The organism is Octadecabacter dasysiphoniae (assembly GCF_021532615.1).
Classification (GTDB): Bacteria; Pseudomonadota; Alphaproteobacteria; order Rhodobacterales; family Rhodobacteraceae; genus Octadecabacter; species Octadecabacter dasysiphoniae.
Genome location: NZ_JAKGAQ010000001.1, coordinates 794,399 through 807,074 on the forward strand (window position 1 = coordinate 794,399; position 12,676 = coordinate 807,074).

A 12,676-nucleotide genomic window follows, 5' to 3' on the forward strand; every position below is an offset into this window, starting at 1 on the left:
TTGGCGGCTGCACAGCTAAACGGAAAGGCGGGTGTTCAGCGGGCGTTTGTTGCGGTTGCGATGATTTTGATCGTTCGAAGGTCAGCTAAGCGGACAAAGGAGCCATTCGCGGCGGCTGCGCCAACGATCGCTTTTCACAAGGGCAACATTTTGCTAGCTGGCTGTGGTTTTAGGAACAACGCCAGCAGACCTGCTCCGACAGCCAGCCAGATTGAGCCTGTCCAAACGAGATCGTAGTTTCCGGTCGCGGTGAAGATATATCCTCCGACAAATGCGCCCATTGCCCCACCCAATGCGTGACCCGCAGAGATCAGCCCCATAGCAAGCCCCATCATCTTGATCCCGACATGGCTTGCTACCAAGCTGGCTGTCACGGGCACGGTGGAATAGTCCACGGCTCCAAAGAGAACGGCGAACAAAAACAACATCTCGATAGAGGTCCCAGGAAGACTGCCGAGCAGGATAAAGGTTAGCGCCCGCAACATGTAGATCGCTGTCAAAAGCATCGGACGGTTCACCCGGTCCGTCAGCCATCCCGCACCAATCATCCCCATCAGGTTGACGAGTGAGAGCAAGCCGTAAGCTGTGGCACTGGGGACAGGTGGAAACCCGCAAAATGAGGCGAACGGCAGAAGGTGTGTCTCAATCACTCCGGTTGTGGTGAACCCACAGATCAGAAAGCTCCAAAACAGCAAGTGAAACGCAGGTTGGCGTACGATCACAGTAAAGTCCTGCACCATGCTTGACGGCGCTTCATCGGGTTCAACCATGTTTTCTGACGGTACATCTGCCCGCATGCTCATACGAATGCAGGGGATCAAGGCCAAGCTTGCCAATGACAGCGCCCCAAAACTCCAGCGCCAACTTGCAAAGGCCAGCAACGCCGCGATCATTGGCACGATCAGGAACTGACCACCCGTCGCGCCGGATGTGCCGATACCTGTTGCAAGACCTTGATTGGCGGAAAAACTACGGGTCACGGCAGTTGCAACCACGTGCGTGGCAACAATGCCAAAGCCGACGGCGCAAAACCCCGCAAAACCCACGACAAACATAAGCTTGGTGTTCATCAACGCCACGATTGCGCAGCCGATCCCCAGCAAACCCATGCCAAGGTTGAGTGTGAACTGTGAACCGCGCCGATCTACCAGACGTCCAGCGAACGGTGCAACAATTGCCATGACGACAAGAGCAGTAGCGCCCACGCCTGATATGTAACTGCTGGACCAACCAAACTCTGTTTGCCAATCAGGCATGATTAGCCCAAGGGCGGCCCGGCTGGAAAACGCAAGCGACAGGGCCAGAAACCCAAAGACAACGACGGTCCAGTTTTGGCGGTATGGTGGGGTGATGGCGTCTGACATTTGCGTCTCCTTGTCTGACGGACGTGCCATGATCAGGACAAAATGCCTAACGAGAAACTGGTAAGATAACTTTAGCTGAGCTAATGTGATTTATGGTGCTTCGTATACAAGACCTTTATACATTCCATGTCGTTGCACGTACTGGCGCGATGCAGGACGCTGCACATGAATTGGGCGTCACCCCGGGTGCGATCAGTCAGCGCATACGGGCCGTCGAGGAACGTCACGGATTGCGGCTGTTCACCCGCAGCAAAAACGGGATCGCCCTGACACCGGCGGGCCTTGCCTTACAATCTGATGTTGGAAAGGCATTTTCGACAATCGAAACCGCCAACGAAACGCACTTGATTGGGCAAAACAGCACTGTTCGCGTAAGCACCTCTGCGACATTCGCCCATTCGATGCTGGTGTCGAGCTTGGGTCGGTTCGCGGATGCGCATCCGAATATCAGCGTAACGGTCGAGACAGAAGACCGTCTTGTCGATCTGAAATCAGAGCCGATTGATCTGGCGATCCGGCATGGGCTTGGCCAGTATTCAGGGCTGACATCAGAATGGCTGTGTTCACCAGAGTTGGTGCTTGTTGCCAGTCCTTCATTGCTTGAAAAGCATGGGCTTTTGAACACGCCTGCCGACAGTCTGCACTATAAGTTGCTGCCCGATTGTACGGGTCAAGACTGGTCGATCTGGTTTGAGGCACATGGCGTCGATGCGAAAGACGCCAAATACGGAATGCAATATGGCAATGATTTTTTGACGGTCAAAGCGGCCATCGAGGGTCAGGGATTGGCTTTACTCAAGGATGTGTTCGTGAATGAGGGCATTGCTGCGGGCCAGTTGATCCGAGCGATCGACACGGCATGGCCAACAAAGTTTGCTTATTACGCGGTAGCGCTGGACGAAGTACGGGAAAAACCTTCCGTTTCCAAATTGGTTATGTGGCTCAAAAAAGACTTGGGTTGATCGAAAAATCGCGCAACTGATATTCCGTTTATGCACATGTTCAATCCACATCAATTGACGCGCTAAGGACCCCATTCGAAACGAAGCTGTTGTCGAAGGTTTATGAGCGCTCTTGTGATAGCGGGCATTCGTGCAACTCGCAGCGTCAAGCACTTTGGGCTCAAAGCAGACCTTGGCAAAGTCCCGCAGGTCCTGTCAGCCCGATGCAATCGCGGTTCCAGCGGCATAGCCCGATGACCACGCCCATTGAAAATTGTACCCGCCCAACCAGCCGGTGACGTCTACGGCTTCGCCGATGAAATACAGACCGCTTTGGCCCTTGGCCTCCATCGTTTTTGACGACAGATCGTTGGTGTCTACGCCACCTAATGTGACCTCGGCGGTGCGATAGCCTTCGGTGCCGGATGGTTTCAGGGTCCAGTTGCGCAATGCGTGGGTCACTTCGGTGATGCGCGCGTCCGAAAGATCGGCCATGTTTCCTGACAGCTCAACCTCGGTCGCTAGAAATTCGATCAGGCGGGCAGGGATGTGGTTGGACAGAATGGTTGTCAGTGCCTTGCGCGCGTCCGTGTCACGGTGGGATTTGAGCGCGGCGTCGATATCAAAGTCCGGGGCAATTGTGATGCTCACATCTTCGCCCTCGCGCCAGTAGCTCGAAGATTGAAGTACCGCAGGGCCGGATAGTCCGCGGTGGGTGAACAACAAAGCCTCATCAAAGCTGGTGCCATCGGTGGTTGTCATGCGGGCAGGGACGGCGGTGCCCGCAAGGGGTTTGAATTTATCATCTGAAAAGGTGAACGGCACCAGTGCCGCGCGCGTATCCGTCATCGCCAACCCGAATTGGCGCGCGATGTCATAGGCCAGCCCCGTCGCGCCCATCTTGGGGATCGATTTGCCGCCAGTTGCGACCACAAGATGATCAGCCGTGACGATCTGGGCCTGTCCGTTGCGTTTCAGGGCAACATGGAAGTGTGTGCCATCATGGCGGATATTGCCGATTTCGGTCTTCAGCCACAGCTGCGCGCCAACCGCATCCATTTCGGCCAGCAACATTGCGATGATGTCTTTCGCGCTAGTGTCGCAAAACAACTGCCCCAGCGTTTTTTCGTGCCACGCGATGCCGTGGCGATCCACAAGATCAATGAAATCCCACTGGGTGTAGCGCGCCAATGCCGATTTCGCGAAATGCGGGTTCTGGCTGATGAAATTGGCGGCCGTCGTGCCAGTGTTGGTGAAATTACAGCGCCCGCCGCCTGAAATGCGGATTTTTTCACCCGCAGATTTTGCGTGATCAATGACCAGCGTATCGCCACCCGAATGGGCCGCGCAGTGTAAGCCAGCGGCGCCCGCGCCAAGGATCAATGTGTTCACATGCATAACCCGAGGGGTGCCCCGAAACGCGCGGCCTTGCAAGGGGCCAGATGTCGCGTGTCATTTCACTGGAATCATGAAGAAATTGCCGCTACACTGCAGGTCAGACCCGGAAAACGGGCGGTTTAGAGGCAGTAAGGCATATCCCATGACGGAAATGGTCTATGGAGCGATCCCTGTACAATCGGGCGATCCGGTTCTCCCACGCTGGTGGCGGACGGTGGATAAATGGACGTTGTCCTGCATCCTCGCGCTGTTCGGTATTGGTTTGTTGCTTGGGCTGGCCGCGTCGCCGCCCCTTGCCGCCAAGAACGGGTTTGAACCCTTTCACTATGTCCAACGGCAGGCGTTTTTCGGATCTTTGGCGATCTGTGTTTTGTTCGTGACGTCGATGATGTCGCCGACCTTGGTGCGCCGATTGGCTGTGTTGGGGTTCATAGCTGCGTTTATTGCGCTGGCGGGGTTGCCCATTTTTGGCACTGACTTCGGCAAAGGTGCAACGCGCTGGTATTCGCTAGGCTTTGCTTCTGTTCAGCCGTCTGAATTTCTAAAGCCCGGATTTATTGTTGTAGCCGCGTGGTTTATGGCGGCGTCCCATGAAATCGGTGGCCCACCCGGCAAGACATATTCGCTGGTTCTAACCGTGGTCATCGTTCTGATGCTTGCGATGCAGCCCGATTTTGGTCAGGCCGCATTGATCCTGTTTGGTTGGGGTGTGATGTATTTTGTGGCTGGCGCGCCGATCCTTTTGTTGGTTGGGCTTGCGGGTATCGTCGTGTTTGGCGGGACCATTGCATATTCCAATTCCGAACACTTTGCGCGCCGCATTGACGGGTTTTTGAACCCCGACGTCGATCCCACGACGCAGCTTGGTTATGCCACCAATGCCATCCGCGAGGGCGGATTTTTCGGCGTCGGCGTCGGCGAAGGGCAGGTGAAATGGTCCCTGCCTGACGCGCATACCGATTTCATTATTGCTGTCGCGGCGGAGGAATACGGGTTGATCTGTGTCCTTGCGATCATCGGTTTGTACGCGACAATTGTTGTTCGGTCCCTGATGCGTCTGATGAAAGAACGCGATCCGTTCATTCGCCTCGCAGGGTGTGGACTGGCGTGCATTGTCGGCGTTCAGGCCATGATCAACATGGGCGTTGCTGTGCGTTTGTTGCCTGCAAAGGGCATGACGTTGCCGTTCGTGTCTTACGGCGGGTCTTCGGTTATTGCATCAGGTATTGCGGTTGGCATGTTGCTGGCGTTCACGCGCACACGGCCCCAAGGGCAAATTGGTGACATATTGCTGCGGCGGGGACGGTAATGGCTGATCCACTTTTAATTATCGCAGCAGGCGGAACAGGGGGGCACATGTTCCCCGCGCAAGCGCTGGCCGAGGCGATGCTGGCGCGTGGCTGGCGGGTCAAGCTGTCCACAGACGCACGCGGTGCACGCTACACAGGCGGCTTTCCGCACGCCGTTGAAATCGAACAAGTCGGATCAGCGACCTTCGCGCGCGGCGGGATCGTGTCCAAACTGACTGTGCCGTTCAAGATTGCGGGCGGTGTGGTGTCGGCGGTGTTCAAAATGTTGCGGGATAAACCGCAGGTCGTTGTGGGCTTTGGCGGCTATCCGGCCATACCTGCGATGTCGGCCGCATGGTTGTTGCGCAAGCCACGCATGATCCACGAACAAAACGGCGTTCTTGGCCGTGTGAACCAGATTTTTTCCAAGCGCGTTGACACGGTGGCTTGCGGCACATGGCCGACCGAGCTTCCGGCTGGGATAGACGGCAAACCTGTCGGCAACCCCGTGCGCAGTTCCATCCTTGAACGTGCGGGGGCGGGATATATTGCGCCCGGCGACTACCCCATGTCGATTTTGGTGATGGGTGGCAGCCAAGGCGCGCGCATTCTCAGTGATGTGGTGCCCCCTGCGATTTCTGCGCTTCCCTCAGAAATTCGCCGCAACATTCGCGTCAGCCACCAAGCCCGCGAGGAAGACCTTGAACGCGTCGCGCAGTATTACGCGGACGAAGGCATTCCCGCCGATGTGCAGACGTTCTTTAACGATGTCCCGACGCGCATGTCTGAATGCCAACTGGTCATCACCCGCGCCGGGGCGAGCACGATTGCCGACCTCAGCGTGATTGGCCGCCCGTCCATTCTAGTGCCTTTGGCCATGGCGGTGCGCGATGAACAAACGGCAAACGCCAAACAACTGGTTGAGGCGGGCGCCGCAAACATGGTGCCGGAATCCCATTTGCATGTGGAAAGCCTGTCAGAGCAGATCGCAACCGTTTTGGGCGATCCCAACGGCGCGACCCAAATGGCGCGGGCCGCACTTGGTTGTGGCAAACCTGACGCCACGCAAACCCTTGTAGAACTAACGCTAGACTTGGCGAAACCTTAACCCCTTAAGCCCAGCCGCTATGGTGAACAGCAATGGACGGAAGCAGATCGATGAACGCAGCAACCAAACTCCCCCTCGACGTTGGCCCTATCCATTTCGTGGGAATTGGCGGCATTGGTATGTCCGGCATTGCTGAGGTTTTGTTGAGCCATGGGTATGTGGTGCAGGGGTCTGATCTGCGCGAAACACCGATCACCAAGCGCCTTAAACAGCTGGGCGCGTTTGTGTTCGAAGGCCAGCGCGCAGAAAATATCGCTGACGCAGAGGTCGTAGTGATTTCGAGCGCGATCAAACCGGGCAACCCTGAACTGGACGAGGCCCGCAAACTGGGCCTGCCCATCGTGCGGCGCGCTGAAATGCTGGCCGAATTGATGCGGCTGAAATCCAATATTGCGGTTGCGGGCACCCACGGTAAGACGACGACAACGACCATGGTCGCGGCGTTGTTGGAAGAGGGCGCGTTTAACCCCACAGTCGTCAACGGCGGCATCATTCATGCCTATGGATCCAACGCGCGGGTTGGCGATGGCGAATGGATGGTGGTCGAGGCGGACGAAAGCGACGGCACCTTCAACCGTCTTCCCGCCACGATCGCGATTGTCACCAATATTGACCCCGAACACATGGAACACTGGGGCACCGAGGAAAACCTGCATCGCGGGTTTTATGATTTTGTGTCCAACATTCCGTTTTACGGATTGGCTGTGTGCTGCACCGACGATTCCGATGTTCAGGCCTTGGTGGGTAAAATCACTGATCGCCGTGTCGTGACCTATGGCTTCAACGCGCAGGCCGATGTGCGGGCAACCAATCTGACCTACAAAAAAGGCGTCGCGCATTTCGATATCGCGCTTCAGGCCGAAGATATGGTGATCGAGGATTGCGCGCTGCCGATGCCCGGCGATCACAACGTGTCAAACGCATTGTCCGCTGTGGCCGTGGCCCGCCATCTGGGCATGAAGCGCGAAGAAATCCGCGCAGCATTGGCCGCATTCAAAGGGGTGGGGCGCCGCTTTACCCGTGTCGGTGAAATTGATGGTGTGACAATCATTGATGACTACGGCCACCACCCGACCGAAATTTCAGCCGTGTTGAAAGCCGCTCGTCAATCCAGCGAAGGACGTATCATCGCGGTGCATCAACCCCACCGCTATACACGCCTGCATCACCATTTCGATGATTTTTGCGCGTGTTTCAACGACGCAGATGTCGCCGCGATCACCGAAGTATTTGCTGCGGGCGAAGACGTGATTGAAGGCGCAACCCGCGATGATCTTGTCGCAGGCATGATCCGCGCCGGCCACCGCCACGCGCGCGCCATCACGGATGAGGCTGATCTGGTGCGTTTGATCAAAGAACAGGCAAAGCCCGGCGATATGGTCGTTTGTTTGGGGGCCGGATCGATTTCAGGCTGGGCGAACGCGCTGCCGGAAATGCTCAAGGCGTGACGTACGAATGGGTCATCCTTGGCGCAATTGTGATCGTGTCGGTTTTGCCGATGATCAGATGGCTGCGGCGTCTTCTTTGGGCGTTCAGCCTCGCGTTTGTTGGAATGTTGTTAATCCACATGCAGCATAACCCGGGCGAAGCGACGCTGGCGCTGGGTGCGATGGGGGGCGGTTTGATGTTTGCGCGCCCGATCCGGCGCATGGTTCTTGGGGGACTGATGTGATGGCGCATAAATCTACTGTGCAAATCCGACAGGGCGCGGCGCTCGCGCCGCCGTCCATTGGGCTTGAACCTATGTCGCCACAACGCACGGTTCCCCAAAATAATTATGACACAAAGACGGGGGTGACGGCGTGAGCTGGTCTGTGATTACAGCCGCGATTTGGGTGTTTGCGGCGACAGGCACAGCGCTGTTGCCCATGCGTTACCAATATGTTCCGGGCATTACACTGCTGATCCTCGCGCCGTTGCTGATCTTATGGCTCGGGTCTGATTTCGGATGGGGGTGGGGCGTGGCCGCCTTGGCTGCATTTGTTTCGATGTTCCGAAACCCGCTGAAGTATTTCTACGCGCGCGCCCGTGGTCATCAACCGGAGGTTCCGAAATGATTCCAATCGGATTGGGATGTGCATGGCTGATTGCTGCCAACGTTCTGGCGCTGCTTCCAAGTCGCGACAACCATTGGGCGCGTGCCTACGGATTGATTGCGTTGGGTGTGCCGTTGTTGGGCTATATTACCTACGTGAACGGGCCGCTTTTGGGGATGGTGTTCCTGATTGCGGGGGCGAGCATTTTGCGCTGGCCTGTCATCTATCTGGGCCGTTGGATGCGCCGCGTGGTCGGACGTACAGGATAGGCCACTGGTCTTGGGTGCGTCGACGACCGTACTGGGCACACAAGACGCGCAGGAACTTGGCATCGCTGGTATGTCGCGTTAGGAGGGCCCCATGATGTTGACTGATTTTCCCGACGTACGCGGCGTCTTGACGCCCAACCGTGATTTGTCTGACTTGACGTGGCTGCGCGTCGGCGGACCTGCTGATATGCTGTTTCAGCCCGCCGATGCGGATGATTTGAGCACGTTTTTGGCCGCATTGCCTGCGGATGTGCCGGTGTTTGCCATGGGGGTCGGGTCTAACCTGATCGTGCGTGATGGCGGCGTGCGCGGCGTTGTGATCCGTCTTGGGCGTGGGTTCAACAGCATTGAAATTGACGGGGATACCGTCACCGCAGGGGCGGCCGCGTTGGATATGCATGTGGCGCGCAAGGCGGCGGCGCAGGGGCTGAACCTGACGTTTTTGCGCACGATTCCCGGGTCTATCGGTGGGGCGGTTCGCATGAATGCTGGGTGCTACGGCGATTATATGGCGGATGTCTTGCAAGACGTGCGCGTGATCTTGCGCGACGGGACGGTACGAACGGTGCCCGCCACGGACCTTGATCTTCAATATCGGTCCTCAACCCTGCCGGAGGGGGCGGTGATTGTATCGGCCACATTGGCGGCGCCGGGCGAGGATGCGCAGGTGCTTGAAGATCGCATGGCCGCGCAGCTTGCCAAACGCGACGAAACCCAGCCCACCAAGGATCGCACCGCAGGCAGCACGTTTCGCAATCCGGCGGGGTTTTCCAGCACGGGCAAAGCCGACGATCGCCATGATTTGAAGGCCTGGAAGGTCATCGATGATGCTGGAATGCGCGGTGCGAAGCGTGGCGGCGCGGTCATGAACACCATGCATTCCAATTTCCTGACCAACGCAGGCGGTGCCACAGCGGCGGATTTAGAGGGATTGGGCGAAGACGTGCGGAAAAAGGTTTACGAAACCAGTGGTCTAACGCTAGAATGGGAAATTATGAGGGTTGGCGAACCGACCCCGACAGATTGATCCCCTTCAACGGATCACAGCCCCACAGGCAGGGGCGCACAATGAAGACGGTAAAAATAGTCAAAGACAGGCCAACAAGGCTTGCGAAAAGGCGGATAAGTGTCGAGCAGGACACCCAAAACCATAGCCGTCCTGATGGGCGGACCTTCTGCTGAACGCGAGGTTTCCCTCAGTTCAGGCAAGGAATGCGCGAACGCTTTGCGGGTCGCGGGCTTTGACGTGGTTGAGGTTGACGCGGGCACTGACCTGCCCGCACGCCTGAAAGAAATCCAACCGGACGTTGTATTTAACGGATTGCACGGGCGTTGGTGCGAAGATGGTGTTGTGCAGGGTCTGCTTGAATGGCTGCGTATTCCCTATACCCATTCCGGTGTTCTGTCGTCTGCCATGGCGATGGACAAACAGAAAACCAAAGACGTCTACCGCGCCCATGGTTTGCCATTTGTGGACAGTGTGTTAGCCACCAAATCCCAGATTGAGGCCGCCCACGTCATGGTGCCACCCTATGTGGTCAAACCGTTCAACGAAGGGTCCAGCGTTGGCATTTATCTTGTGATGAAGGGCGACACTCCGCCAAAGATTTCCGATGACATGCCTGATCTGATGATGGTCGAAACCTATGCACCGGGTCGGGAACTGACGACTGCGGTGATGGGCGACAAACCCCTGACGGTGACGGATATCATCACCGACGGCTGGTATGACTACGCCGCGAAATACCAAGAAGGCGGATCGCGCCACGTGATCCCTGCGGACATTCCGCAAGACATTTTCCACGCATGCATGGACTACGCCGTGCGCGCCCACGCGGCACTTGGATGCCGCGGCATGAGCCGCACAGATTACCGCTGGGATGAAAGCCGCGGCATCGACGGGCTCATCCTGCTTGAGACAAACACACAACCGGGGATGACGCCCACGTCGCTTGCCCCCGAACAGGCCGCCCATTGCGGCATCGATTTCCCCGCGTTGATGACGTGGATGGTGGAGGACGCGTCATGCGATCGCTAAAAGCAACACGCCCGCCCCAACCAAAGCGCGATCCCGCGCCGTCAAGATGGGGCTATCGATACCAACGTCTCATGCTGACGCCGGGGTTCCGCCGGATGCTGCGGGTTGGTGTTCCTGTCTTGGTCATCGGTGGTTTGATTGCAGGGTGGGGCGCACGTGAGGCGAACCGCCAGATGGTTGCGGATGCCTATGCAGACATGAAATCCCAAATCCAGCAGCGCGATGAATTCATGGTCAAAGTGATGGCTGTGGATGGCGCGGATGATACATTGGCCGCCGACATTCGCACGGTGCTGCCAATTGAATTTCCGCTATCCAGTTTTGACCTTGATCTCGAAGACATGCGCCAGACGGTTGCGGCGTTGCCGGCTGTAGCAGATGCGCGGTTGCGCGTGCGCCCCGGTGGGATTTTGCAAGTCAATGTCACCCAGCGCGTTCCTGTCGCAATGTTTCGCGCACCCACAGGGCTAAAGCTGATCGATGCGGACGGTGTGCTGATCCAGAACATAATCGCGCGCGCCGACCGGTCTGATTTGCCACTGATCACCGGCGATGGTGCCCGCGAAGCCTTGGCCGAGGGGCTTGAAATTTACCGCGTCGCGGGCCCGCTTGCGCCACGTATGCGCGGCGTGGTGCGCATGGGTGAACGTCGTTGGGATGTGATCCTTGATAGCGGCCAGCGCGTGCTGTTGCCCAATACCGATCCCGTGCCCGCGTTCGAACGCGTCGTCGCCATGAACCAGGCCCAGGACCTTTTGGAACGTGATGTGGCTGTCGTTGACATGCGTCATCCGGCCCGCCCGACCATCCGATTGAACGAACAAGCCGTCACAAACCTGCGCGAAATTAACGCTGCCTCAGAATAAGAACAGGTGATTTTATGAGAGATCTATACCAGTCCCAACGCGCAATGCGTAACATGCGCCAAGCGGCGATGCAGCGCGGCGTTGTGGCCATTCTGGATGTGGGGTCGTCAAAAATTGCGTGCCTCGTGTTGCGCTTTGACGGGCCGGAACAGTTTGGGGACAGCGATGGTGTCGGATCCATGGCAGGGCAATCCAGTTTTCGCGTGATTGGCGCCGCAACAACCCGTTCGCGCGGTGTTCGCTTTGGCGAAGTTGACGCCATGGCCGAAACAGAGCGCGCCATTCGCACGGCCGTGCAGGCCGCACAAAAGATGGCAAACGTGCGAGTGGATCATGTGATTGCATGTCTTTCTGGCGGGCGTCCACGATCCTACGGACTGGACGGTCAGGTTGATGTGATGGGTCAAACGGTGTCCGAGGGCGATATCGGCCGTGTTCTGGCGGAATGCGAAGTGCCCGATATTGGCGAAGGCCGCGAAGTCTTGCATGCGCAACCGATCAATTTCGCGCTGGATCACCGCTCTGGTTTGGCCGATCCGCGTGGGCAGATCGGATCGAAACTGACCACAGATATGCACCTGATGACCGTCGAAGACAGCGTGATTGAAAACCTGCTGTACTGCATCAAACGCTGCGATCTTGAATTGGCGGGCATTGCGTCTTCGGCCTACGCCGCTGGCATTTCGTCGCTGGTTGAGGACGAACAAGAACTGGGTGCGGCCTGTATCGACATGGGTGGCGGGTCCACTGGCATCTCGATCTTCATGCGCAAACACATGATTTATTCCGACTGTGTCCGCATGGGCGGGGATCACGTGACATCCGATATTTCGATGGGCTTGCAGGTTGCCCCCGCGATGGCCGAACGGATCAAGACATTCTACGGCGGCGTCCTTGCCACCGGCATGGATGATCGCGAAATGATCGAAGTCGGGGCGGACACAGGCGATTGGGAGCGCGACCGCCGCACCGTGAGCCGCGCTGAATTGATCGGGATTATGCGCCCACGTGTTGAGGAAATCCTTGAAGAAGTGCGCGTGCGTCTTGATGCAGCCGGGTTCGAGCATCTGCCCAGCCAGCAAATCGTGCTGACAGGCGGTGGCAGCCAGATTCCGGGCCTTGATGGATTGGCAAGCAAAATCCTCGGCCAGCAGGTGCGCCTCGGGCGGCCTTTGCGTGTTCAGGGGCTTCCACAGGCTGCCACAGGTTCGGCGTTTTCGGCTGCGGTGGGGCTCAGTCTGTTTGCAGCACACCCGCAAGACGAATGGTGGGATTTCGATATTCCCGCCGAGAAATACCCGGCCCGATCGTTCAAACGGGCGGTTCGTTGGTTCAGGGAGAACTGGTGACACGGTCGGTCCTTACCG

The 12,676-nt window shown here is 57.4% G+C and carries 13 protein-coding genes; 11 read left to right on the plus strand and 2 right to left on the minus strand.

What is annotated here, in order from left to right; translation table 11 throughout:
• Nucleotides 1-134: 134 nt before the first annotated feature.
• On the minus strand, nucleotides 135-1,364 hold the full coding sequence (locus L0664_RS03955; RefSeq protein WP_235224322.1) for an MFS transporter: 1,230 nt from the start codon (nucleotides 1,362-1,364) through the stop codon (nucleotides 135-137).
• Between the two features lie 92 nt (nucleotides 1,365-1,456).
• Between L0664_RS03955 and L0664_RS03960 the strand changes: the two genes are divergently transcribed.
• Nucleotides 1,457-2,326: a LysR substrate-binding domain-containing protein gene (locus tag L0664_RS03960; protein ID WP_235224323.1), complete on the plus strand. Its 870-nt coding sequence runs from the start codon at nucleotides 1,457-1,459 to the stop codon at nucleotides 2,324-2,326.
• A 195-nt stretch (nucleotides 2,327-2,521) separates the two neighbouring features.
• On the opposite strand, the gene L0664_RS03965 is transcribed toward L0664_RS03960, so the two are convergent.
• Nucleotides 2,522-3,703 carry a BaiN/RdsA family NAD(P)/FAD-dependent oxidoreductase gene (locus L0664_RS03965; RefSeq protein ID WP_235224324.1) on the minus strand — a complete coding sequence of 394 codons (1,182 nt, stop codon included), beginning with the start codon at nucleotides 3,701-3,703 and terminating at the stop codon, nucleotides 2,522-2,524.
• A 142-nt stretch (nucleotides 3,704-3,845) separates the two neighbouring features.
• Here L0664_RS03965 and ftsW point away from each other — a divergent pair, with 142 nt between their 5' ends.
• The 10 genes from ftsW to ftsA all read left to right on the plus strand — a co-directional run bounded on the left by ftsW (nucleotide 3,846) and on the right by ftsA (nucleotide 12,658).
• Nucleotides 3,846-5,012, plus strand: coding sequence for a putative lipid II flippase FtsW (ftsW, locus tag L0664_RS03970; RefSeq protein ID WP_235224325.1), 1,167 nt, complete (start codon nucleotides 3,846-3,848; stop codon nucleotides 5,010-5,012).
• Nucleotides 5,012-6,100: an undecaprenyldiphospho-muramoylpentapeptide beta-N-acetylglucosaminyltransferase gene (murG, locus tag L0664_RS03975; protein WP_235224326.1), complete on the plus strand. Its 1,089-nt coding sequence runs from the start codon at nucleotides 5,012-5,014 to the stop codon at nucleotides 6,098-6,100. The genes ftsW and murG overlap by 1 nt, the downstream gene beginning before the upstream one ends.
• 50 nt (nucleotides 6,101-6,150) lie before the next feature.
• A complete protein-coding gene (gene murC, locus L0664_RS03980) occupies nucleotides 6,151-7,548 on the plus strand; it encodes a UDP-N-acetylmuramate--L-alanine ligase (RefSeq protein ID WP_235224327.1) in 1,398 nt (465 codons plus the stop codon).
• Nucleotides 7,545-7,772, plus strand: coding sequence for a hypothetical protein (locus tag L0664_RS03985; RefSeq protein WP_235224328.1), 228 nt, complete (start codon nucleotides 7,545-7,547; stop codon nucleotides 7,770-7,772). Before murC ends, L0664_RS03985 begins: the two co-directional genes overlap by 4 nt.
• A 130-nt stretch (nucleotides 7,773-7,902) precedes the next feature.
• Nucleotides 7,903-8,157, plus strand: coding sequence for a DUF2484 family protein (locus tag L0664_RS03990; RefSeq protein WP_235224329.1), 255 nt, complete (start codon nucleotides 7,903-7,905; stop codon nucleotides 8,155-8,157).
• The gene (locus L0664_RS03995; RefSeq protein ID WP_235224330.1) at nucleotides 8,154-8,405 is read left to right on the plus strand and encodes a DUF2484 family protein; all 252 of its coding nucleotides are present in this window, start codon (nucleotides 8,154-8,156) and stop codon (nucleotides 8,403-8,405) included. Before L0664_RS03990 ends, L0664_RS03995 begins: the two co-directional genes overlap by 4 nt.
• A 91-nt stretch (nucleotides 8,406-8,496) precedes the next feature.
• On the plus strand, nucleotides 8,497-9,432 hold the full coding sequence (gene murB, locus L0664_RS04000) for a UDP-N-acetylmuramate dehydrogenase (protein ID WP_235224331.1): 936 nt from the start codon (nucleotides 8,497-8,499) through the stop codon (nucleotides 9,430-9,432).
• Nucleotides 9,433-9,567: 135 nt separating this feature from the next.
• Entirely contained in the window at nucleotides 9,568-10,443 is an 876-nt protein-coding gene (locus L0664_RS04005) for a D-alanine--D-alanine ligase (protein ID WP_235224892.1), read from the plus strand.
• Nucleotides 10,431-11,309, plus strand: coding sequence for a cell division protein FtsQ/DivIB (locus tag L0664_RS04010; protein WP_235224332.1), 879 nt, complete (start codon nucleotides 10,431-10,433; stop codon nucleotides 11,307-11,309). Before L0664_RS04005 ends, L0664_RS04010 begins: the two co-directional genes overlap by 13 nt.
• A 14-nt stretch (nucleotides 11,310-11,323) precedes the next feature.
• Nucleotides 11,324-12,658: a cell division protein FtsA gene (ftsA, locus tag L0664_RS04015; protein ID WP_235224333.1), complete on the plus strand. Its 1,335-nt coding sequence runs from the start codon at nucleotides 11,324-11,326 to the stop codon at nucleotides 12,656-12,658.
• The last annotated feature ends 18 nt before the right edge of the window (nucleotides 12,659-12,676 follow it).

Bases quoted from the DNA above. Each gene is read 5' to 3' on its own strand.
- L0664_RS03955 (WP_235224322.1), bottom strand. From the start codon at position 1,364: ATGTCAGACGCCATCACCCCACCATACCGCCAAAACTGGACCGTCGTT.
- L0664_RS03960 (WP_235224323.1), top strand. From the start codon at position 1,457: ATGGTGCTTCGTATACAAGACCTTTATACATTCCATGTCGTTGCACGT.
- L0664_RS03965 (WP_235224324.1), bottom strand. From the start codon at position 3,703: ATGCATGTGAACACATTGATCCTTGGCGCGGGCGCCGCTGGCTTACAC.
- ftsW (WP_235224325.1), top strand. From the start codon at position 3,846: ATGACGGAAATGGTCTATGGAGCGATCCCTGTACAATCGGGCGATCCG.
- murG (WP_235224326.1), top strand. From the start codon at position 5,012: ATGGCTGATCCACTTTTAATTATCGCAGCAGGCGGAACAGGGGGGCAC.
- murC (WP_235224327.1), top strand. From the start codon at position 6,151: ATGAACGCAGCAACCAAACTCCCCCTCGACGTTGGCCCTATCCATTTC.
- L0664_RS03995 (WP_235224330.1), top strand. From the start codon at position 8,154: ATGATTCCAATCGGATTGGGATGTGCATGGCTGATTGCTGCCAACGTT.
- murB (WP_235224331.1), top strand. From the start codon at position 8,497: ATGATGTTGACTGATTTTCCCGACGTACGCGGCGTCTTGACGCCCAAC.
- L0664_RS04005 (WP_235224892.1), top strand. From the start codon at position 9,568: ATGGGCGGACCTTCTGCTGAACGCGAGGTTTCCCTCAGTTCAGGCAAG.
- L0664_RS04010 (WP_235224332.1), top strand. From the start codon at position 10,431: ATGCGATCGCTAAAAGCAACACGCCCGCCCCAACCAAAGCGCGATCCC.
- ftsA (WP_235224333.1), top strand. From the start codon at position 11,324: ATGAGAGATCTATACCAGTCCCAACGCGCAATGCGTAACATGCGCCAA.